A 22,246-nucleotide genomic window follows, 5' to 3' on the forward strand; every position below is an offset into this window, starting at 1 on the left:
GCTGCCCCCCGCTCATGTTGCGGATCGGATTGTCGACATTGGGGATCTTCACCGCCGTCGTCTTCAAGGCTTCCATCGTCCGCTCGCGCATCGTCTTGCGGTCCAGCCAGGAGAACGGCCCCAGCCTGAACTTGAACAGCTCGCGCCCCAGGAACAGGTTCGACGGCACATCCAGGTCGTCGGCCAGCGCCAGCGTCTGGAACACGGTCTCGATCCCGGCCTGCCGTGCTTCCAGCGGGCCGGAGAAATGCACCGGCTGGCCGTCGAAGATGACCTCGCCGCTCGACCGCTGCTCCACCGCCGTCACCTGACGCACGAAGGTGGACTTGCCCGCCCCGTTGTCGCCCACCACGGCGACATGCTCGCCCTCGTGCAGGATGAAGTTCGCGTCTTCCAGCGCGTGGACGCCGCCGTAATGCTTGGTCAGGCCACGGGTTTCCAGAATGATCTTCGACATGGCCTACCCCCGTGCCCGCTTGCGTTGCCGCCATTGGTCCAGCACCACGGCCCCGACGATGATCGCGCCCTTGACCATCTCCTGGTAATAGGCGTCCAGCTTGATCGAGGTGAAACCCGAGATGATCACCGAGAAGATCGCTGCGCCGAGCACCGTCCCGAGGATGGACCCGCGGCCCCCGGCCAGCGAGACGCCGCCGATCACCGCCATGGCGATGGCGTCAAGCTCGTACATCACCCCCATCCCCGCCTGCGCGGTGAGGTTCTTCGAGGTCAGCAGCACCGCCGCGATCGCCGCCAGAATGCCCGCGATGGCGTAGACCAGCACCTTGTGCCGGTCGACGTTGATCCCCGACATCCGCGCTGCCGCCTCGTTCGAGCCGATGGCATAGCTGCGCTTGCCGTACAGCGTGTAGGTCATGATGACGTGGAACAGCACCGCCAGCAGCACGAAAACCACGGCGGGGTTCTGGCCGGGCCAGTGCACCAGGCCGAAGGTCAGATTGCCCAGCAGGTCGCCATTCGCCAGCTTGCCATAGCTTTCGGTCGGAAAGCTGATCGGCTGGCCGTTCGACCACCAGCGCGCCGCGCCGCGCGCCGAAACCATCATGCCCAGCGTGGCGATGAAGGGCGGAATCTTGGTATAGGCGACAAGCAGACCGTTGATCAGTCCGGCCAGCAATCCGCAGGCAAGGCCCACGAGAATGGGCACAATCACCGGCAGGTCCATGGCCCAGTCGCCGAAGATCGCCTTGGGGTTGGGGTTGCCGTTCACCAGCGCGGTCTGGGCGAAGCTCATCACGATCATTGCCGTCGCGCCGACGACCGAGCCGGAAGAGAGGTCGATCCCGCCAATGATGATGACCTGCGTCACCCCCAGCGCGATGATGCCGATGATCGCGACCTGCAGGATCATGATATCCAGCCGCTGCTGGTTGAAGATCGCATCGACGTTGTCGCGCATGTTGAACAGGAACGAGGTGCCGTTCACACGGTTCAGCACTTCGAAGATCAGGACGATCAGCACCAGCGCGCCGAAGACGTTCCATTCCGGTGCGCGGGTGCGCTTTGCCGGGTCGTATTTCAGGCCGCCAAGGCCATGGGTCGCTTCAGCCACGTCGCTTCCTCCTCCCCCAAAGATGCGATCTCGGAAAACCCTGGCCGATGTTGCCCCATCCTGACCAGCAAGAAACGGGGCGGCCGTTGCCCGCCGCCCCGCAATGCCCGGAAGGGGCTCAGTTCTTGGCCACGTAGTCCGCGACGTTCGCCGGGGTCACCAGTTCGAACGGGACATAGACCTTCTGGTCCACCGCCTCGCCCTTCGACAGCTTGACCGCCGCATCCAGCGCGCCGCCGCCCTGGGCCGCGGCGTTCTGGAACACGGTCACGTCCAGATCGCCCGCCTGCATCGCCGCCAGCGCGTCCTGCGTCGCATCGACACCGCCGACCTGCACGGTCGCCATGTCGATCCCCGCCGCCTTCATCGCCTGGATCGCGCCGATCGCCATCTCATCGTTGTTCGAGATGACGCCGTCGAAAGCCGCGCCGGTCGAAAGCCAGTTGGTCATCAGGTTCTGCGCCTGGTCACGCGACCAGTTGGCGGTTTGCTGGTCGATCACGTTGATCTTGACCTTGCACTTCCCGGCTTCGATCACGTCGTAGATGTCCTGGGTGCGTTGCACCGCGGCCTGGTTCGACAGCTCGCCCTGCAGGACATAGACGTTGACCTCGGTCTTGCCCTCGCCCGCCCAGTTGTCGCACAGCGCGATGGTTTCCAGCGTGCCGGAATCCACTTCGTTCGAGGCGACGAAGGCCTGGTTGTCGGGCAGGGTGTCGACGTTGATCGGCTCGCGGTTCACATAGACCAGCGGGATGTTCGCGGCAGCGGCGGCATCCGACATGGCCTGCGTGGCCGAGGTGTCGACCGGGTTCACGATGATCGCGTCAACACCGCTGGCGATGAAGTTGTTGATCTGGTCCAGCTGCTTGGCGACATCGTTCTGCGCATCCTCGATCTGCACCTTCAGGCCAGCAGAGTCGGCCTGGGACTGGATGCCGTTGCGCAGCACGGTCAGGAAGTTGTCGTCGAACAGCGCCATCGACACGCCGATCCCGTCCGCCATCGCGGTGGTGCCCATCAGCGCGGTGAGGCCCGCAGCAAGAAGCGTCTTTTTCATCTCTCTCTCCCTTGGTGGATGTCCGGCAGCATCCTGAATTGAACCGGAAGACCCGTTCTCCCCGGGTCTGAAATCAGGCAGCGCGCGCGGCAAGGCCGTGGCGGATGAACTCGAAGGACTTCGCCAGCTCGCCCGCCGAGTCGGCAAAAGCGTGAACCTCGGGCGAGAAGGCCTCATAGCTGACGGGGCCGTTCCATCCGGCGGCCTGCAGCGCAGCGATCTGCTCGATATTCCCCAGCCGGTCGCCGGGCGTGACCAGCACACGGTGCGGATCGCGCATGTCGTTGATGCCCACCTGCTGGTCCACGACGCCCGAGACATGGACGATGCCGGTGTGGTCCGGGAACAGCGGCCCGCCATGGGCCAGCGTGTGGTGGAAGGTGTCATGCACCAGTTTGAAGCGGCCCCTGCCGCCGACGGCTTCGATCCCCTCCACCGCTTCCGACTTGTGGCGCAGCGGGCAGATCTCGAAGCCCAGCGGTTCGACCATGCCGATCAGGCCATGGTCCTCCAGCATCGGCTTCAGCGCCTTCAGCGCGACGCGCAGGTTGGCCTGGCGTTCGCCGTTCCCCATGCCAAGGTTGTCGTTGCGTGGGATCAGGCTGACGGCTTCGGCCCCGGCGGCGCGGGCGATCTGCATCAGGGCCAGCGCCTCGGCTTCCTTGTCCGACGACCAGTCGTTGAAGCGCTTGACCTCGGCCACCGCCAGCAGTCGCAGCCCGTTGTCGCACAGGAAGGTCCCCGCTTCGGCAGGGTCCATCCCGTCGAACAGCGGCTGGGGCAGGTCGTTGCGAACCTCGATGCCCACGCAACCAAGGTCCTTCGACAACGCCACCAGTTCGCGGAAGGACAGCCGGGCGACCGTCATATGGTTCAAGGCGAAGTGGATCATTCCCGGTCCTCCCCAACCGCGGCAATTTCTTTGGCGGGACCATCCCGAACCAGTGTCCTCGCGTCAATCGGTCGCGGGGAGAAACCATCATTCCTGACGAAACGCTGTCCGAAACGGTGATTGTTTTTCGTCAGACGCTTTCCGGAAGATGCAGGTCGGGCTGCAGGAAGTGCTGGCCCTGCACCGGGAGCATCCCGCCGCTGACCGCCTCGGTAGCCAGGCGGACGAGATCGTCGCACAGCCTGGGCAGCGGCGTGCCGATCACCATGGTCACATGCCGCCCGATCAGGGCTGCGCGGCTCTCGGGCGTCAGTTCGTTGACGACCAGCGCCACCTCGCCCGGTGCCCGCACCTCGCGCACGGCGGCGATGGCCCCCTCCATCCCGCCGCCCGCGCAGTAGATGCCGCGCAGGTCGCGATGGCGGCCCAGAAGGTCCAGCGTCGCCTCATAGGTCAGCTGCCGGGTCTCCAGGTTGATCAGGGTGTCCAGAATCTGGAACTGCGGGGCATGTTCGCGGAAATAGCTGCGCACTCCGGTTTCACGCAGCTCATGCCCGTGCCAGCGGTAGCCGCCAACGAAGACCGCGATCTTTCCGGCATGGTGCGAGGCGGTCGCGATCATGTGCGCGGCGATGCGACCCACCTTCAAGTTGTTTAGACCAAGGTAATTTTGCCGCACGCCCTGCCCGAAATCGTTCAGCAGGGAAAAGCAGGGAATCCCCTTGGCGTTCAGCCGCATCACCGCTTCGGTGACTTCCGGATGGGTGACGGCGGTTGCGGCAATCGCATCGACGCGGCCGGCCATGCCTTCCATCAGCTCGGTGAAATCCTTCGGCGATTGCGAGGAGGCGAAGGCCACCTGCAACGTGGCGCGCACCCCGGTGGCCTGGGTCACGGCCCGCTCGGCCTCGGCCTTGAAATTCTGGTAGAACGCCTGCCGTTCCTTGTGCAGGACCAGCCCCAGCCGCAGCCTCGGCAGGTCTGCCTGCACCCGCTGCCCGATCAGCGCCGCCGCGTGATAGCCGACCAGCCGCGCCGCCTCATAGACCTTGCGCGCGGTTTCCTCGCGCACCCTCTCGCGGCCGTTCAACACCCGGTCGACCGTGGCGCTGGACACCCCGGCCTCGCGGGCGACATCATGGATGGTCGGGCGGTTTGCCATGCTGCTTGACGAAATCCCATCAGGGTGATGCCGGATCATGATGGATCATGACGAAACCTGCAAGCGCGGCTCTTGGCGATCGGGACAACCCCGACTTATCCACGCTGAGACGAGGCGCTCCCGCCCGGGCGCCGGGGAATGCAGCGGAGGTCAGACATGAGCAAGCGGGACTATAGCCCCTTTGGCACCGATGCCAGGCGCGCGGTGGAAAGCGGCCTGACGGCGGCGGAATGGTATCACACCGAAGTGCCGCGCAAGGTGATGAAGGACCTGATGGCGCGCAGCGACCAGCCCGCCATTCGCGACACGATCATTCTCTACGGCAGCATGATCGTTCTGGCGGGCATCGGCATTGCGCTCTGGCCCTCGTGGTGGTCGGCGCCCTTCTGGCTGGCCTATGGCGTCCTTTACGGCTCGGCCTCCGATTCGCGCTGGCACGAATGCAGCCACGGCACGGCGTTCAGGATGCCCTGGATGAACAACGCGGTCTACCAGATCGCCAGCTTCATGATCATGCGCAACTCGGCCACCTGGCGCTGGAGCCACGCGCGCCACCATTCCGAAACCTATTTCGTCGGCCGCGACCCGGAAATCGCCGTGATGCGCCCGCCAGAGCTGGCCAAGCTGATCCTGAACTTCTTCGGCGTCATCGACGTGATCAGGTTCTTTCCGAATCTGATCCGCAACGCGGTCTTCGGGCCGACACCCGAGGAAAGGACCTTCGTGCCGCAAAGCGAATGGGGCAGGGTGCAGAAAGTGGCGATCGTCCATCTGTCGATCTATGCGGTCACGATCGCGCTGGCGGTCTGGATGCGCTCGATCCTGCCCCTGATGGTGATCGGCCTGCCGCGGATGTATGGCGCCTGGCACCACATCATGACCGGCCTCTTGCAGCACGGCGGGCTTGCCGACAATGTCATCGACCACCGGCTGAACAGCCGTACAGTCTATATGAATCCCATCAGCCGCTTCATCTACTGGAACATGAACTATCACGTCGAACACCACATGTTCCCGATGGTGCCCTACCACGCTCTTCCGCGCCTCCATGCGACGATCAAGGACGACCTGCCGCCGCCCAACCGGTCCATCGCCGAGGCCTTCCGCGAGATGTGGCCGGCGATCAAGCGCCAGATCCTGAATGAGGAATATTTCCTCAAACGCGACCTGCCGCCGACCGCGAAGCCCTACCGCGAGGATTTCCATCAATACGTCCCGGGGATGATGCCCCCCGCCGCCGCAGAATAAGGAACCGACATGCCCTGGATTGACGCCTGTGCCACCGACGACATCGACGAGGAAGACCTGATCCGCTGGGATCACGCCGGGAAGACCTTCGCGATCTACCACTCGCCGGAGGGGGAGTTCTTCGCGACCGCCGGTCTCTGCACCCATGAAAACGTGCATCTCTGCGACGGGCTGGTGATGGGCCATCTGATCGAATGTCCGAAGCACAACGGCCAGTTCGACTATCGCACCGGCGAGGCGATGCGGGCCCCGGTTTGCATCAACCTCAGGACCTTTCCGGTGAAGGTCGAGGGCGACCGGGTCTTCGTCGAGGTCGCGTGATGGCGCACGCTATACAGCGGCGAGAACCGCGTCGATCAGGCGCTGGGCCGAGGGCGTCATCTGCGCACCGGCCCGCGTCACCAGGCTGAACGGGGCGACCGACAGCCCCAGGTCGACCGGCAGCGAGATGAAGGGCACCGAGGGGTTCCCGGCGAAACTGTCCACCACCGAAGTTGCCAGAGGCGCGATGGCGTCGGTCTGGTTCAAAAGCGCCAGGGTGAATAGGAAGGACGAGGTCGAAATCCGCCGTCGCGGCAGCGGCATTCCCAGTTCAGACAGCCGCGCCAGGACTGTCTGGGTCAAGAGCGTCTCGTCGTCGCCGACAACCCAGTCATAGCGCAAGAGATCGTCGGCGGAAATCCGGGGCCTCACCAGCAGCGGATGGCCCCGCCGCACCACCAGCGACAGCGGCTCCCCCGCGATCATCCGCGCCTCCAGCTGAGCCTCGCCTGGGGCAAGCCGGGCCAGTGCGAAATCCAGCCGCCCTTCGCGCAGAAGCTCGCAGAGCGTGATCGAGGTCGCGACCGTCACCTCGGCCCGGAAGTCGGGCAGGGCGTCCTGCAGCTGGATCAGCACCGGCAGCACCAGGCTGAGCGCCGGGCCTGTGACCGACCCCACCCGCACCACGCCCGCCCGCCCGGTCGCCGCCTCGGCCAGATCGCGGGCGGCGTCGGTCAGCTCGATCTCGATCCGGGCCGCGCGCCGGGCCAGCGCCTTGCCGACCGGCGTCAGCCGCAGACCCCGGCCCTGCCGCTCATGCAGCGCAAGGCCCAGTAAAGCCTCCATCTCGGTCAACAGCCGCGAGGCGGCAGGTTGCGCCACCCCGATCCGCGTTGCCGCCAGCCCAAGCGCGCCGGTGTGGTCCATCTCGGCCAGCAGGCGCAGCTGGATCGGCTTCAACCGGCGCAGCTGGCTTGCCAGGACGGCGGAGGTCAGACCCATATCAATTCTGATATCATTTGGCACATAAGGCCTATTTGACAGGTATGGGTCATCTGCGCAATGTCCGCCCTGTCCGTTAGCAAAGGCCGCGCTGGCGTGCCCAAAGCGGATGCAAACGAAGAATCATCGGGAGGAAACAGATGATCTTGACCCGCCGCGGCCTGATGGCCCTGACCGGCGCCACCGCCGCACTTTCGGCCATGCCGCTTTTCGCCCAGGACAAGGGCGCCGTCGGCATCGCCATGCCGACAAAATCCTCCTCGCGCTGGATTTCGGACGGCGAGTCGATGGTGAAGGCGTTCCAGGAAGCCGGCTACACCGCCGACCTGCAATATGCCGAGGATGACATCCCGACCCAGCTGAGCCAGATCGAGAACATGATCACCTCGGGCGTCAAGGCGCTGGTGATCGCGGCCATCGACGGCACCACGCTGTCGAACGCGCTGGACAACGCCGCCGCGCAAGGGATCAAGGTCATCGCCTATGACCGGCTGATCCGTGACAGCGCCTCGGTCGACTATTACGCCACCTTCGACAACTTCAAGGTCGGCGTGCAGCAGGCGGAATCGCTGGTCGCTGGCCTCAAGGAGCGCTTCCCGGACGTGAAGCCGTGGAATGTCGAACTCTTCGGCGGCAGCCCGGACGACAACAACGCCTTCTTCTTCTACAACGGTGCGATGTCGGTCCTGCAACCGATGATCGACTCGGGCGAGATCGCCATCCCTTCGGGCCAGATGGGCATGGACGTGGTCGGCACCCTGCGCTGGGACGGCGCGGTGGCGCAGGCCCGGATGGACAACCTCCTGTCCTCGAACTACGGCGACAAGCAGCTGCACGGCGCGCTGTCGCCCTATGACGGGCTCTCCATCGGGATCATCTCGTCGCTCAAGGGCGTGGGCTACGGCTCGGGCGACATGAAGATGCCCATCGTCACCGGCCAGGATGCCGAAATCCCCTCGGTCAAGTCGATGATCGCCGGGGAGCAGTATTCGACAATCTTCAAGGACACCCGCGAACTGGCGAAAGTCACCGTGAAGATGGTCGATGCCGTGCTGGCGGGCGGTGAGCCCGAAATCAATGACACTTCGACCTATGACAACGGCGTCAAGGTCGTTCCGTCCTACCTCCTGGAACCCGTCTCGGTGAACCTGTCGAACTACGAGGAGATCCTCGTCGGTTCGGGCTACTACACTGCGGACCAGCTGAAGTAAGCTGATCCCACGGGCCCGCCTGCGCAGCTCCCGCGCGGGCGGGTTCCCTTGGGGGAGGGGACATGACCACACTTCTGGAAATGCGGGAGATCACCAAGGTCTTCCCGGGCGTGAAGGCGCTTGACCGGGTCAGCCTGACCGTCGAGGCCGGAGAGATCCACGCCATCTGCGGCGAGAACGGCGCCGGGAAATCCACGCTGATGAAGGTGCTGTCCGGCGTCTATCCGCATGGCACCTATGACGGCGAAATCCTCTACGATGGCCAGCCCCTCCGCAACCGCGGCATCCGCGACAGTGAGGAGAAGGGGATCATCATCATCCACCAGGAACTCGCGCTGATCCCGCTGTTGTCGATCGCCGAGAACCTGTTCATGGGCAACGAGGTCGCGACCAACGGGGTCATCTCCTGGCCCATGGCCTTCAAGAAGACCGAGGCGCTTCTGCGCCAGGTCGGCCTGAACGAACCCCCCGGTGCGGTCGTGGGCAAGCTGGGTGTCGGCAAGCAGCAACTGATCGAGATCGCCAAGGCCCTGTCGAAGAACGTCCGCCTTCTGATCCTGGACGAACCCACCGCGGCCTTGCAAGAGGCCGATGCCGACCGTCTCTTGGACCTGATGCTGGAGCTGAAGGCGCAAGGCGTGACCCAGATCATCATCAGCCACAAGCTGAACGAAATCTCCCGCGTCGCCGACCGCATCACCGTGATCCGCGACGGCACTTCGGTCTCCACCCTCGCGAAAGAGGACATCTCGGAAGACCGCATCATCCGCGACATGGTCGGCCGCGACATGGCGCATCGCTACCCGGAACGCAGCCCGAACCCCGGCGACATGCTGTTCGAGGTGGAAAACTGGTCCTGCTGGCATCCCGAACAGGGCGGCCGGCAGATGATCAAGGGCGTCTCGCTGAACGTCCGCAAGGGCGAGATCGTCGGCATCGCCGGGCTGATGGGCGCGGGCCGCACCGAGCTTGCCATGTCGATCTTCGGTCGCAGCTACGGCAAGGGCCATGCGGGCGCGGTCAAGATGCACGGGAAGCCCGTCGACGTCTCGACCGTCACCAGGGCCATCGACGCCGGAATCTCCTATGTCACCGAAGACCGCAAGGCGCTGGGCCTGATCCTGGAAGAGCCGATCCTGAAGAACATCAGCTTGGCCAACCTCTTCGGCATTGCCACGCGCTCGGTCCTCGACAAGCGGCGCGAGGCGCAGGTGGCCGAGGGCTACCGCAAGCAACTGGCCATCCGCACCCCCGGCGTGCAGCAGAAGGTGGTGAACCTTTCCGGCGGCAACCAGCAGAAGGTGGTGCTGTCGAAATGGCTTTTCACCGACCCCGAGCTTCTGATCCTTGACGAGCCCACCCGCGGCATCGACGTGGGCGCCAAGTTCGAGATCTACACGATCATGAAGGACCTCGCCGACCAGGGCCGGGGCATCCTGATGATCAGCAGCGAAATGCCCGAGCTTCTGGGCATGTGCGACCGCATCTACGTGATGAACGAAGGCCGCATTGTCGGCGAACTGACCCGCGATGAGGCCAGCCAGGAGAAGATCATGGCGCTGATCGTAAAGGACAATGGCAAGACCGCAGGGAAGGTAGCGTGATGGCTGGCAAACAAAGCTCTCTGGGCGGACATCTGCGCGAAAACGGAATGCTTCTGGCGCTGGTAGCCATCGTTGCGCTGTTCTCGGTGCTGGTGTCGATGCAGGGCAAGCCGATGTTCCTGCAAGCGCCGAACATCACCAACATCTTCCTGCAGAACGGCCATGTGATCATCCTTGCATTGGGGATGCTGCTGATCATCGTCTCGGGCCATATCGACCTTTCCGTCGGTTCGGTCGCCGCTTTCACCGGCGCGGTGGCGGCCTATCTCACGGTCAATCTCGGCCTGCCCTTCTGGCTGGTCATTCCGCTGACCCTGATCGTCGGCGGGATGATTGGTGCCGCCCAAGGCTACTGGGTCGCCTTCTGGCGCATTCCCTCGTTCATCGTGACGCTGGCGGGAATGATGGTGTTCCGCGGCGCGACGCTGCTGCTTCTGGGCGGGCAGAACATCGGCCCGTTCCCAAAGGCCTTCCAGGCCATGTCCTCGGGCTTCATCCCCGACCTTACCGGCATGATGAAGCCGCACGGCCTGACGCTGATCATCACGGCGCTGGCCATAGGGATCATCACCTGGATCGGGATGCGCGCCCGCACCCGCGACGCCGAATTCGGCATCACTCCGGAACCGGCAGGCCTTTTCTGGGGCCGGACCGTGATCATCGCGGCGGCGACAGCCTTTGTCGGCTATCAGCTGGCCTCGTTCCGAGGGCTGCCGAACGTGCTGATCGTGCTGATCATCCTGACCGTGATCTACGCCTTCTTCACCGAAAACACGGTGCAGGGCCGCCGCATCTATGCCGTCGGCGGCAATGAAAAGGCCGCCAAGCTTTCCGGTATCCGCACCGACCGGCTGGTGTTCTTCTGCTTCGTCAACATGGGTGTCCTTGCCGCCCTCGCGGGCATGATGGTGACCGCCCGGCTGAACTCCGCCACCCCCAAGGCGGGCACCGGGTTCGAGCTGGACGCCATCGCCGCCGTCTTCATCGGCGGGGCCTCGATGGCGGGCGGATCGGGCAAGATCATCGGCGTCGTCATCGGCGCGCTGATCATGGGCGTGATGAACATGGGGATGTCCATCCTCGGGATCGGCATCGACTACCAGCAGATGATCAAGGGCCTGGTGCTCCTCGCCGCCGTGATCTTCGACGTCTACAACAAGAACAAGTGAGCCCAGCCATGCATCTGTCCACCGTCAGGGGCGCCGGCGTCGTCGTCCGCGAAGGCGCCGAGGCGCGCGTCCTGCGCAACACCGCCTCGGTCTATGAACTCGCCACGGCGGCGATCACCGGAGGGGGCTTCGCTGCCGAGATCGCCCGCCGGGGTCTTGGCGAAACAGTCGACCTGACCCGCGCGACCTTCGACCTGCCGGTCAGCCACCCCGACCCGGCCCATCTGCATCTGACCGGGACGGGCCTCACCCATCTCGGCTCGGCCTCGGCGCGCGATGCGATGCACGCCAAGCTGGAAGGCGCGGAAAACCTGACCGACAGCATGAAAATGTTCCGCATGGGCCTCGAAGGCGGCCGCCCCACCGCCGGAGAGGTCGGCGCCCAGCCCGAATGGTTCTACAAGGGCAACGGTCATGCCGCCATCGCCCCCGGCGCCGCGCTTGAAGCCCCCGGTTTCGCTGAAGACGGCGGCGAGGAACCCGAGATCGCGGGCATCTACCTGATCGGCCCGGACGGCACCCCGCACCGGATCGGCTGGGCCTTGGGCAACGAATTCTCCGACCATGTCACCGAACGGGTCAACTACCTCTGGCTTGCCCATTCCAAGCTGCGCGTCGCCTCCTACGGGCCAGAGATCCTTGTGGGCGACCTGCCCGCCGACATCCGGGGCAGCAGCCGCATCCTTCGCAAGGACAAGGTCCTGTGGGAAAAGCCCTTCCTCAGCGGAGAGGCGAACATGTCCCATACCTTCGCCAACCTCGAACACCACCATTTCAAATATCCGATCTTCCGCCAGCCTGGCGACCTGCATGTCCACTATTTCGGCACCGCCACCCTGTCCTTCGCCGACGGCATCAGGACCGAACCCGGAGACACCTTCGAGATCGAGGTCGCCGACTTCGGCCAACCCCTGCGCAATACCCTGGCCTTTGCACCGAAGACCCCGGGCGCAACCAAAGTCCGCCCGCTGTAAGGAGCCCGCGCCATGACCTTCAAACCCGCCAAATGGCCCCGGAAGCTCCGCTCGCAGGAATGGTTCGCCGGCACCTCGAAGGACGCCATCTATCACCGCAGCTGGATGAAGAACCAAGGCCTGCCCGCCGACCTTTTCGACGGCCGCCCGGTGATCGGCATCCTGAACACCTTCTCGGAACTCAACCCCTGCAACGCCCATCTGAACGACCTGGCCGAACGGGTGAAGCACGGCGTCTACGAGGCGGGCGGGTTGCCGGTCATCGTCCCCGTCTTCTCCGTTTCTGAAAGCGGCTTCCGTCCCACCGCGATGATGTTCCGCAACCTCGCCGCCATGGCGGTCGAGGAAACCATCCGTGGCCAGCAGATGGACGGCGTCGTCTGTCTCGTCGGCTGCGACAAGACCACCCCGTCGCTCCTGATGGGCGCGGCGTCGGTAGACCTGCCCACCATCATGGTCTCCGGCGGGCCGATGCTGAACGGCTATTTCCGCGGGGAGCGTGTCGGCTCCGGCACGCATCTCTGGAAATTCTCCGAGGCGGTGAAGGCCGGGGAAATGACGGCTGCCGAATTTGTCGAGGCCGAGGCGTCGATGTCCCGCTCCCCCGGCTCCTGCAACACGATGGGCACCGCCTCCACCATGGCCTCCATGGTCGAGGCGCTGGGCATGACCCTCTCCGGCAACGCCGCGATCCCGGCGGTGGACAGCCGCCGCCGCGTCATGGCGCACCTCACCGGCCGCCGGATCGTGCAGATGGTCAAGGACGACCTGAAACCCTCCGACATCCTGACCCGCGCGGCCTTCCAGAACGCAATCCGCACCAACGCCGCCATCGGCGGGTCCACCAACGCCGTGATCCACCTTCTTGCCATCGCGGGGCGCTGCGGCATCGACCTGACGCTGAACGATTGGGACGACTGGGGCCGCGACATCCCGACCATCGTCAATCTGATGCCATCGGGCAAATACCTGATGGAGGAATTCTTCTACGCCGGCGGCCTGCCCGCCGTGATCAAGCGGCTGGGCGAGGCGGGCCTTCTGAACAGGGACGCGCTGACCGTCTCGGGCGGCGGCATCTGGGATGAGGTCAAGGATGCCCGCATCGACAATGACGACGTGATCCTGCCGGCGGAAAAGGCCCTCACTCAGTCCGGCGGGATCGTCGTGGTCAAGGGCAACCTCGCCCCTGACGGCGCCGTCCTGAAACCCTCCGCCGCCACGCCCGCCCTGATGCAGCACCGGGGCCGCGCCGTCGTGTTCGAAGACATCGATGACTACAAGGCCCGGATCGAGGACGAAGCCCTCGATATCGACGAGACCTGCGTCATGGTGATGAAGAACTGCGGTCCCCGCGGCTATCCCGGCATGGCCGAGGTCGGCAACATGGGCCTGCCGCCCAAGGTCCTGCGCAAGGGCATCACCGACATGGTCCGCATCTCGGACGCCCGCATGTCCGGTACCGCCTATGGCACCGTCGTCCTCCACACCTCGCCCGAGGCCGCGCGGGGCGGCCCGCTGGCCGTGGTCCGCAGCGGCGACATGATCGAGCTGGACGTCGCCAACCGCCGCCTGCATCTCGACATCTCCGACGAGGAACTGAAAGCCCGGCTCGCCGCTTGGAAACCCGCCGTCGAACCCCCGACCGGAGGCTATGCCAAGCTGTACCACGACCATGTGCAAGGCGCCGACAAAGGTGCCGACCTAGACTTCCTCACCGGCTGTCGCGGCAACGCCGTCGCGCGGGAGAGCCACTGATGACCACGAAGATCGCCCTTGTCGGCATCGGCAAGATCGCGCTGGACCAGCACGTCCCGGCCCTCGCCGCCTCGCCCGACTGGGACCTCGCGGCGACCATCAGCCGCCACGGCCAGGTGCCCGGTATCCCGGCCTTCGCCGACTTCGCGACCTTCCTCGCTGACCGCCCCGACATTCCCGTGGTCTCGCTCTGCCTGCCTCCCGTCCCCCGCTTCGACTATGCCGACGCCGCGCTGAAGGCCGGTCGTCATGTCATGCTGGAAAAGCCCCCCGGCGCGACGCTGGCTGAAGTCCACACGCTTGAAGCAATGGCACGCGAAAGGGGCCTGACCCTCTTCGCCACCTGGCACAGCCGCATGGCCCATGCCGTCGCCCCGGCGAAAGCCTGGCTCAAGGACAAGACCGTCCGACAAGCCCATATCACCTGGCGCGAGGATGTGCGCAAATGGCATCCCGGCCAGGACTGGGTCTTCCAGCCCGGCGGCATGGGCGTCTTCGACCCCGGCATCAACGCCCTCTCGATCCTGACCGAGATCCTGCCCACCCCGGTCCACCTGACCCGCGCCATGCTGGAGTTCCCCGCAAACCGCCAGACCCCCATCGCCGCGCAACTCACCTTCTCCAACAACGTCTCCGCCGATTTCGACTGGCGCCAGCAAGGCCCGCAGACCTGGGACATCATCGTCCAGACCGACCGCGGCCAGCTCGCCCTCCGCATGGGCGGCAACGTGCTGGAGATCGACGGCCAGCCCACGGCGGGCGAGAACACCATCATGGGCGAATATCCCGCCCTCTACGCCCGCATGGCCGACCTCCTCCGCACTGGCGCCTCCGACGTCGACCTCGCCCCGATGGTCCATGTCGCCGATGCCCTGACCCTGGGCGAGCGCATCACGACCGACGCCTTCGACTTCTGAAAGGACCGACCATGCTGACCGGAAAACACCTGATCGCAGGCGACTGGATCGCAAACGAGCAGACCTTCGCCTCCTCCCCCGCGCATGGTCCGTCGCACCCCTTCTCCATCGGCACCCCAGCCCATGTCGCTGCCGCCTGCGACGCTGCCGAGGCCATCTTCCCCGTCTATGCCGCCAAGACCCGCGCCGACCGTGCCGCCTTCCTCAACCGCATCGCTGATGAGATCGAGGCCCGCGCAGCCGAGATCACCGAGATCGGCACCCAGGAAACCGGCCTCCCCGCCGCCCGGCTGGAGGGCGAGCGTGGCCGCACCACGATGCAGCTCCGCCTCTTCGCCAGCCACATCCTCAAGGACGACTGGCTCGACCGCCGCCACGACGCGGCCCTGCCCGACCGCCAACCGCTCCCCCGCCCCGATCTCAAGCTCATCCAGCGCCCCATCGGCCCGGTCGCGGTCTTCGGCGCCTCCAACTTCCCGCTCGCCTTCTCCACCGCCGGGGGCGACACCGCCTCTGCGCTGGCCGCCGGCTGCCCCGTCGTGGTCAAGGGCCACTCCGCCCACCCCGGCACGGGCGAGATCGTCGCGCAAGCCATCGACGCCGCCATCCGCGCCTGCGAGATGCCCCCGGGCGTCTTCTCCCTCGTCCAAGGCGGCAAGCGCGACGTGGGCGAAGCCCTTGTCCAGCACCCTTTCATCAAGGCCGTCGGCTTCACCGGCTCGCTCGCCGGGGGCCGCGCGCTCTTCAACCTCTGCGCCGCAAGGCCCGAGCCCATCCCCTTCTTCGGCGAGCTTGGCTCGGTCAACCCGATGTTCCTCCTCCCCGCCGCGCTCGCCGCGCGCGGTGAGGCCATCGCCAAAGGCTGGGCCGGATCGCTGACCCAAGGCGCAGGCCAGTTCTGCACCAACCCCGGCATCGCCGTGGTGATCGACGGCAAGGATGCCGACACCTTCGTCGAAGCCGCCAAAACTGCCGTCGGCGCCGTAGGCCCGCAGACCATGCTGACCGACGGTATCGCCGAAGCCTACCGCCAAGGCCGAGACCGGGTGGCCGCAGGGTCTGGCGTCCGCTCCGTTCTCACCACCACCTGCGACCTGAGGAACGCCACGCCCTACCTCTACGAGGTCTCCGGCCAGGACTGGCTTTCCGACCATGCCCTCGCGGAAGAGGTCTTCGGCCCCCTCGGCCTCATCGTCCGCGTCCGCCACGCCGCCGAGATGCAGGAGATCGCCCGCAGCCTGCAGGGCCAGCTGACCTGTACGCTCCACCTCGACGATGCTGACACCGACCTCGCCCGCGCCCTGATGCCGGTGCTGGAACGCAAGGCGGGCCGTGTGCTTGCCAATGGCTTTCCGACCGGCGTCGAGGTGGTGGATGCCCAAGTCCATGGCGGGCCCTATCCCGCCTCGACCAACTTCGGCGCGACCTCGGTGGGCACGATGTCGATCCGCCGCTGGCTGAGGCCCGTCGCCTACCAGAACATGCCCGACGCCCTTCTCCCGCAGGACTGGGCCTGAGAATGGCCCGGATCGCCCCCATCGGACAGATCGACGACGCCGAGGTCCGGCAGGCCACCCTCACCGGCCCCGGCGGGATGCAGGTCGTCCTTCTGACCTGGGGTGCAAGGCTGGCCGAGCTTTGGGTCCCCGACCGCAGCGGTGCATTGGCCGACATCGTCCTAGGGCAGGACTCCCTCGACGCCTGGCAAACCCACGGCACCTATCTCGGCGCCACCTGCGGCCGCTACGCCAACCGGATCGCGGGGGGCCGCTTCAGCCTTGACGGGCGCCCCATCCAGCTCGACCGGAACGAGGGTGCAAACTCGCTTCACGGCGGCTCCGGCGGCTTCGACCTCAAGCATTGGCAGATCGCCGACCACTCCGACAGCCACGTCACCTTCACCGCCACCTCGCCCAATGGCGAGATGGGCTACCCCGGCACTCTGCAAGCCCGCACGACCTATCGGATCGACGGAACCGGCCTTGTGATCGAGATGGAGGCCACCACCGACGCCCCGACCATCGTCAACCTGGTGAACCACGCCTATTTCAACCTCGCAGGACAGGGCGCGGGCGACATCATGGGCCACCAGCTTCAGGTCGATGCCAGCCATTACCTGCCCGTCGATCCTGAGCTTATCCCCACCGGCGAAATCCTCTCCGTCGCGGGCTCCGCCTTCGACTTCCGTCAGCCCCGCGCCATCGGCGCCGAGCTTCCCGGCCCCAACGCCTTCGATCACAATCTCTGCCTCTCCGCCCCCACCGGCGCCGAGGGTCTCCGCCCCTGCCTCACCGCCACCGATCCGGCCTCGGGACGCCGGATGCAGCTCTCCACCACCGAGCCCGGCGTGCAGTTCTACACCGGCGCGCATTTCGGTGGCGGACCGGGCAAGCGCGGCACCCACTATCCCCGCTTCGCCGGTTTTGCCGCCGAGACCCAGCGCTTCCCTGATTCGCCGAACCGCCCGCAATTCCCCTCGGCGCGGCTCGATCCCGGCCAGAGCTACCGCCATGTCATGCGCTTCGATTTCACCCCGGCCCGGGGCTGACACCTTCTGCCGCGATGCAGCAGCGTTGGGACCCTCCGAAGGCTTTGAGCCGGAACGACTTCCTGCAAACCCCGCGCAAGCGCAGCATCGCAAAAGCCGGGCCACACGGCCCCGTGAACGGACTTCTTGCATATAGTAATACTTTTGCTAACCTCATCTCAGCCACCCGAGGAGAGTGGCCCAAGGTTCCACTGGGAGGAAAATCATGAACGTTTACAAGACTCTCGCGCTTGGCGCGGGACTGGCTGGCTTGTTGCTTTCCGCTGCCTATGCCGAGGGCCTGCAAGGCAAGATCATCGGCTTCTCGCAGATCGGCTCGGAGTCCGGCTGGCGTGCCGCCGAGACCAGCGTGACCAAGGCCGAGGCCGAGACGCGCGGCATCGACCTGAAATTCGCCGATGCCCAGCAGAAGCAGGAAAACCAGATCAAGGCGATCCGCGGCTTCATCGCCCAGGGCGTGGATGCAATCCTCGTCGCTCCGGTCGTCGCCACCGGCTGGGAGGAAGTTCTGACCGAAGCCAAGGAAGCGAACATCCCCGTCGTCCTTCTGGACCGCGGCATCGAAGGACCGGAAGACCTGTATCTCACCTCCGTCGCCTCCGACCAGGTCAAGGAAGGCCGCGTGGCGGGCGAATGGCTGGTGGGCACTGTCGGCGACAAGACCTGCAACATCGTCGAGCTGCAGGGCACCGTCGGCTCCTCGCCCGCGATCAACCGCAAGCAGGGCTTCGAGGAAGGCATCGCAGGCCATGCGAACCTGTCGATCATCCGCAGCCAGACCGGTGACTTCACCCGCTCCAAGGGCAAGGAAGTCATGGAAGGCTTCATCAAGGCCGAAGACGGCGGCAAGAACATCTGCGCGGTCTACGCCCACAACGATGACATGGCCGTGGGCGCGATCCAGGCGATCAAGGATGCGGGCCTGAAGCCGGGCAGCGACATCCTGGTCGTGTCGATCGACGCGGTGCCGGACATCTTCTCGGCCATGGTTGCCGGTGAGGCCAATGCCACGGTCGAGCTGACCCCGAACATGGCCGGCCCCGCCTTCGACGCGCTGCAGGCCTACTGGGACGCGGGCACCGCGCCCGAGAAGTTCATCATCACCGAGTCGAAGCTCTACACGCAGGCGGATGATCCGCAGGGCGAATACGACCGCCGCAAAGGCCTTGGCTACTAGGTTTCCTCGTCAGGGCGCCGTCGGGCGGGGGCACACCCCGTCCGGCGGAATTGCTTTATCCGCAGGATAAGCGGACAGTTTCCGGAACCCAGGGAGGCAGGGCATGTCACAGGGCACAGCAAGGCCCGTGCTGGAAGCACGGGGGATCGCCAAGGTCTTCGGCCAGCATCGCGCGCTCGACAATGTCGACTTCGTGGCCAACCCCGGCGAGGTCCACGCCCTTCTCGGCGAAAACGGCGCGGGGAAATCGACCCTGATCAAGATCCTCACCGGCGCCTACCAGCCCGACGGCGGCGAGCTTCTGCTCGATGGCCAGCCCATCCACCTGCGCGACCCGCTGCACGGGCAGACCTATGGAATTGGCACCGTCTACCAGGAGGTCAACCTCCTCCCCAACCGCTCGGTCGCCGAAAACCTGTTCCTCGGCCGCCAGCCCACCCGCTTCGGCCTGATAGACCGCAGGCAGATCGACACCCGCGCCCGCGAGCTGCTGGCGCGCTACGGGCTGGACATCGACGTCCGCGCCGACCTTTCCGAATACTCCGTCGCCGTCCAGCAGATCGTTGCCATCGCCCGCGCCGTCGAACTGTCCGGCAAGGTCCTGGTCCTCGACGAACCTACCGCCAGCCTCGACCGCAACGAGGTGCAGCGCCTGTTCGACGTGGTCCGCGGCTTGAAGGCCCGGGGCCTCGCGATCATCTTCATCACCCATTTCCTAGACCAGGTGTTCGAGCTTGCCGACCGCGTGACGATCCTGCGCAACGGCAAACGGGTCGCGACCCAGGCGCTCGACACCCTCAACACCACCGACGTCGTCCGCATGATGCTGGGCAAGGACGTGGCCTTCGAACACCATCCCTCCGCCCTTTCCGGTGCCGCCAAGGGCGCGGTCCGGGTCGAGTTCAGGGGGATCGGCCGCAAGGGCATGGCTCCCTTCGATCTCGCCGTCCACGAAGGCGAGGTCGTCGGCGTCGCGGGCCTGCTGGGATCGGGCCGGACCGAGGTCGCCCGGCTGATGTTCGGCGTCGACAACGCGGATGGCGGCCAGGTCCTCGTCGACGGCCAGCCCGTCACCATCCGCAATCCGGCCCAAGCCGTCGCCGCCGGTTTCGGCTTCTGCCCCGAGGACCGCAAGATCGACGGCATCTTCGGCGAGCTCTCGGTGCGCGAGAACATCATCATCGCCCTGCAAGCCAAGCTGGGCTGGTTCCGCGCCCTGAACCGCGACGACCAGATCGAACTTGCCGGGCGCTATGCCGAGGCGCTGGACATCCGCGCCGCCGACCATGACATGCCGGTCCGGCTTCTCTCCGGCGGCAACCAGCAGAAGGTGATCCTCGCCCGCTGGCTGGCCATCGACCCGACCTTCCTGATCCTGGACGAACCCACCCGCGGCATCGACGTCGGCGCCCATGCCGAGATCGTCCGCACCATCAACCGCCTGCGCGAGGAAGGCCTGGCGCTCTTCGTCATCTCCTCCGAACTTGACGAGGTCGTCGCCTATTCCAACCGCATCGTCGTCATGCGCGACCGTGAGATGGTGGCCGAGCTTGACGGCGACACCATCGCCCCCGACGCCATCGTCAGGGCCATTGCCGGAACCGCAGCGGAGGCCCGCCCGTGACCCGCCCCACCGCCGACATCCGGCCCACGACCCAGCCGCCGCTACCAAGGCAACGGCCCCTGACGACCTTCTTCACCCGGCCGCAGGTCATCGCACTGGCCGCCGTGCTTCTGGTCAACTGGCTCCTCTTCCCCGGCTTCTTCACCGTCACCTGGCAGGATGGCCGTTTCTTCGGCAGCCTGATCGACGTGCTGAACCGCGGCGCCCCGGTCGCGATCCTCGCCATCGGCATGACCATGGTCATTGCCACCAAGGGCGTGGACCTGTCGGTCGGCGCGGTCATGGCGATCAGCGGCGCCACCGCCGCCACCCTTGTCACCAGCGGCGTCCCCGCCCCGGTCGCCGTGCTGGCCGCCCTGGGCACTGGGCTCCTCTGCGGCCTCTGGAACGGCATCCTTGTCACCGTGCTGGAAATCCAGCCGATCATCGCCACCCTGGTCCTGATGGTCGCGGGCCGCGGCCTCGCCCAGCTGATCACCGAAGGCTATATCGTCACCTTCTCCGACCCGCTCCTGATCTTCATCGGCACCGGTTCCTTCCTCGGCTTTCCCATGCCGGTGGTCATCGCCGCCGTCCTGATGCTCCTCGCAACCCTGATCGTCCGCCGCACCGCCCTTGGCCTCTTGATCGAGGCGGTGGGCGTCAACCGCTCCGCCGCGCGCTTCGCGGGGCTGTCCGCAAACGCCCTCCTCCTCATCGTCTACACCTTCGCAGGCTTCTGCGCCGCCATCTCCGGCCTGATCGTTGCCGGGGACATCCGCGGCGCCGATGCCAACAACGCCGGCCTCTGGCTGGAGCTTGACGCCATCCTCGCCGTCGTCATCGGCGGCACATCCCTGATGGGCGGGCGCTTCTCCATCCCGATGGCCGTCCTCGGCGCAATGATCATCCAGGCGATGAACACCGGCATCCTGATCTCGGGCTTCAGCCCTGAATTCAACCTCGTGGTCAAATCCGCCGTGATCATCGTCATCCTCGTCCTGCAATCGCCCCTTTCCGCCCGCCTCTTCCGCCGCCTGCCCGGAGCGCAAAAATGACCCGCAGCCTGCGCCCGCTTCTGGCGACGACCCTGATCTTCCTCTTCGCCTACATGCTTGCCGTGTCGCAGCAGCCCGCGATGCTCTCGACCCGCGTCCTCGGCAATTTCCTGACCGACAACGCCTTCCTAGGCATCGCCGCCGTGGGCATGACCTTCGTCATCCTCTCCGGCGGGATCGACCTGTCGGTCGGCGCGGTCATCGGCTTCACCACCGTGCTGATCGCCGTCCTGATCATGTGGCTGCAACTGCACCCGCTGATCGCCTTCGCCATCGCCTTGATCGTCGCCGCCTGTTTCGGCGCCGTCATGGGGGCCGCGATCCATTACCTGAAAGTGCCCAGCTTCATCGTCACTCTTGCAGGCATGTTCCTGGCCCGCGGCGGCGCCTCGGTCCTGTCGCCCGACAGCATCGGGATCACGCACCCCTTCTACACCAGCGTCTCGAAAAGTTACCTCCTCCTGCCCGGCGGCGGTCGCCTGACCGTGGTCGGCATGATCATGCTTGCCGTCTTCGCCGTGGCGATCCTCCTGGCCCACCGCACCCGCTTCGGCTCCAATGTCTACGCCCTCGGCGGATCCGAAACCTCTGCCGCGCTGATGGGCGTCCCCGTCGCGCGCACCACGATCGCGATCTACGCCCTGTCCTCGTTCCTCGCGGGTCTCGCCGGGGTGGTCTTCTCGCTCTACACCTCCGCCGGCTACAGCCTGAACGCGCTGGGCGTCGAACTTGACGCCATCGCCGCCGTGGTCATCGGGGGCACGCTGCTGACCGGGGGATACGGTTTCGTCGCTGGCACATTTATTGGCGTCATGCTGCAGGGTCTGGTGCAAACCTACATCGTCTTCGACGGCACGCTCTCAAGTTGGTGGACCAAGATTGTCGTCGGCGTGCTTTTGTTTATGTTCATCGTGCTGCAACGGCTGGTCTTCCGGGCCGGACCACGACGAACGTAACCCCTTGGACCAAGTAAGATGAGCGAACCCGGGAGCCTGATCCGAACGCTCTCCGGGCGACCAGCGGCGCGGAACT

Annotated in this window: 20 protein-coding genes; 14 read left to right on the top strand and 6 right to left on the bottom strand. The window is 65.7% G+C overall.

Features of this window, described 5'->3' with window-relative positions:
* From V7Q39_RS09420 to V7Q39_RS09440, 5 genes are all read right to left on the bottom strand, one after another.
* Nucleotides 1-457, bottom strand: a 457-nt coding sequence (locus V7Q39_RS09420) for an ATP-binding cassette domain-containing protein (protein WP_333816314.1), incomplete at its 3' end; no start/stop codon positions are given.
* Nucleotides 458-460: 3 nt separating this feature from the next.
* On the bottom strand, nt 461-1,573 hold the full coding sequence (locus V7Q39_RS09425; protein ID WP_333816316.1) for an ABC transporter permease: 1,113 nt from the start codon (nt 1,571-1,573) through the stop codon (nt 461-463).
* 118 nt (nt 1,574-1,691) lie between these two features.
* Nucleotides 1,692-2,633 (bottom strand): sugar ABC transporter substrate-binding protein, encoded by a 942-nt coding sequence (locus V7Q39_RS09430; protein ID WP_333816317.1) that lies wholly within the window; start codon nt 2,631-2,633, stop codon nt 1,692-1,694.
* 73 nt (nt 2,634-2,706) lie between these two features.
* Entirely contained in the window at nt 2,707-3,525 is an 819-nt protein-coding gene (locus V7Q39_RS09435) for a TIM barrel protein (RefSeq protein WP_333816318.1), read from the bottom strand.
* A 130-nt stretch (nt 3,526-3,655) separates the two neighbouring features.
* On the bottom strand, nt 3,656-4,687 hold the full coding sequence (locus tag V7Q39_RS09440; protein ID WP_333816319.1) for a LacI family DNA-binding transcriptional regulator: 1,032 nt from the start codon (nt 4,685-4,687) through the stop codon (nt 3,656-3,658).
* A gap of 156 nt (nt 4,688-4,843) precedes the next feature.
* On the opposite strand from V7Q39_RS09440, the gene V7Q39_RS09445 reads away from it, so the two are divergent.
* Entirely contained in the window at nt 4,844-5,935 is a 1,092-nt protein-coding gene (locus V7Q39_RS09445) for a fatty acid desaturase family protein (protein ID WP_333816320.1), read from the top strand.
* Nucleotides 5,936-5,944: 9 nt separating this feature from the next.
* Nucleotides 5,945-6,256, top strand: coding sequence for a MocE family 2Fe-2S type ferredoxin (locus V7Q39_RS09450; RefSeq protein ID WP_333816321.1), 312 nt, complete (start codon nt 5,945-5,947; stop codon nt 6,254-6,256).
* Nucleotides 6,257-6,265: 9 nt separating this feature from the next.
* On the opposite strand, the gene V7Q39_RS09455 is transcribed toward V7Q39_RS09450, so the two are convergent.
* The gene (locus V7Q39_RS09455; RefSeq protein ID WP_333816322.1) at nt 6,266-7,198 is read right to left on the bottom strand and encodes a LysR family transcriptional regulator; all 933 of its coding nucleotides are present in this window, start codon (nt 7,196-7,198) and stop codon (nt 6,266-6,268) included.
* 164 nt (nt 7,199-7,362) lie between these two features.
* On the opposite strand from V7Q39_RS09455, the gene chvE reads away from it, so the two are divergent.
* The 12 genes from chvE to yjfF all read left to right on the top strand — a co-directional run bounded on the left by chvE (nt 7,363) and on the right by yjfF (nt 22,170).
* A complete protein-coding gene (gene chvE / locus V7Q39_RS09460; protein WP_443082504.1) occupies nt 7,363-8,409 on the top strand; it encodes a multiple monosaccharide ABC transporter substrate-binding protein in 1,047 nt (348 codons plus the stop codon).
* 62 nt (nt 8,410-8,471) lie between these two features.
* Nucleotides 8,472-10,013: a multiple monosaccharide ABC transporter ATP-binding protein gene (gene mmsA / locus V7Q39_RS09465; RefSeq protein ID WP_333816324.1), complete on the top strand. Its 1,542-nt coding sequence runs from the start codon at nt 8,472-8,474 to the stop codon at nt 10,011-10,013.
* Nucleotides 10,013-11,182 (top strand): multiple monosaccharide ABC transporter permease, encoded by a 1,170-nt coding sequence (gene mmsB / locus V7Q39_RS09470; RefSeq protein ID WP_333816325.1) that lies wholly within the window; start codon nt 10,013-10,015, stop codon nt 11,180-11,182. The genes mmsA and mmsB overlap by 1 nt, the downstream gene beginning before the upstream one ends.
* A gap of 8 nt (nt 11,183-11,190) precedes the next feature.
* Nucleotides 11,191-12,156 (top strand): AraD1 family protein, encoded by a 966-nt coding sequence (araD1, locus tag V7Q39_RS09475; RefSeq protein WP_333816326.1) that lies wholly within the window; start codon nt 11,191-11,193, stop codon nt 12,154-12,156.
* Nucleotides 12,157-12,168: 12 nt separating this feature from the next.
* Nucleotides 12,169-13,911 (top strand): L-arabinonate dehydratase, encoded by a 1,743-nt coding sequence (gene araD / locus V7Q39_RS09480; protein ID WP_333816327.1) that lies wholly within the window; start codon nt 12,169-12,171, stop codon nt 13,909-13,911.
* On the top strand, nt 13,911-14,828 hold the full coding sequence (locus V7Q39_RS09485) for a Gfo/Idh/MocA family protein (RefSeq protein ID WP_333816328.1): 918 nt from the start codon (nt 13,911-13,913) through the stop codon (nt 14,826-14,828). Before araD ends, V7Q39_RS09485 begins: the two co-directional genes overlap by 1 nt.
* A gap of 11 nt (nt 14,829-14,839) precedes the next feature.
* The gene (locus tag V7Q39_RS09490; protein WP_333816330.1) at nt 14,840-16,345 is read left to right on the top strand and encodes an aldehyde dehydrogenase (NADP(+)); all 1,506 of its coding nucleotides are present in this window, start codon (nt 14,840-14,842) and stop codon (nt 16,343-16,345) included.
* Between the two features lie 2 nt (nt 16,346-16,347).
* The gene (locus V7Q39_RS09495; RefSeq protein WP_333816331.1) at nt 16,348-17,376 is read left to right on the top strand and encodes an aldose epimerase family protein; all 1,029 of its coding nucleotides are present in this window, start codon (nt 16,348-16,350) and stop codon (nt 17,374-17,376) included.
* Between the two features lie 205 nt (nt 17,377-17,581).
* Nucleotides 17,582-18,553, top strand: coding sequence for a galactofuranose ABC transporter, galactofuranose-binding protein YtfQ (gene ytfQ / locus V7Q39_RS09500; protein WP_333816332.1), 972 nt, complete (start codon nt 17,582-17,584; stop codon nt 18,551-18,553).
* A gap of 103 nt (nt 18,554-18,656) precedes the next feature.
* Nucleotides 18,657-20,177, top strand: a complete 1,521-nt coding sequence (locus V7Q39_RS09505) for a sugar ABC transporter ATP-binding protein (protein WP_333816333.1) — start codon at nt 18,657-18,659, stop codon at nt 20,175-20,177.
* Nucleotides 20,174-21,214, top strand: a complete 1,041-nt coding sequence (locus V7Q39_RS09510) for an ABC transporter permease (RefSeq protein WP_333816334.1) — start codon at nt 20,174-20,176, stop codon at nt 21,212-21,214. Before V7Q39_RS09505 ends, V7Q39_RS09510 begins: the two co-directional genes overlap by 4 nt.
* Nucleotides 21,211-22,170 (top strand): galactofuranose ABC transporter, permease protein YjfF, encoded by a 960-nt coding sequence (yjfF, locus tag V7Q39_RS09515; protein WP_333816335.1) that lies wholly within the window; start codon nt 21,211-21,213, stop codon nt 22,168-22,170. Before V7Q39_RS09510 ends, yjfF begins: the two co-directional genes overlap by 4 nt.
* Nucleotides 22,171-22,246: the final 76 nt, after the last annotated feature.

The organism is Tabrizicola sp., assembly GCF_036781545.1.
Lineage (GTDB): Bacteria > Pseudomonadota > Alphaproteobacteria > Rhodobacterales > Rhodobacteraceae > Tabrizicola.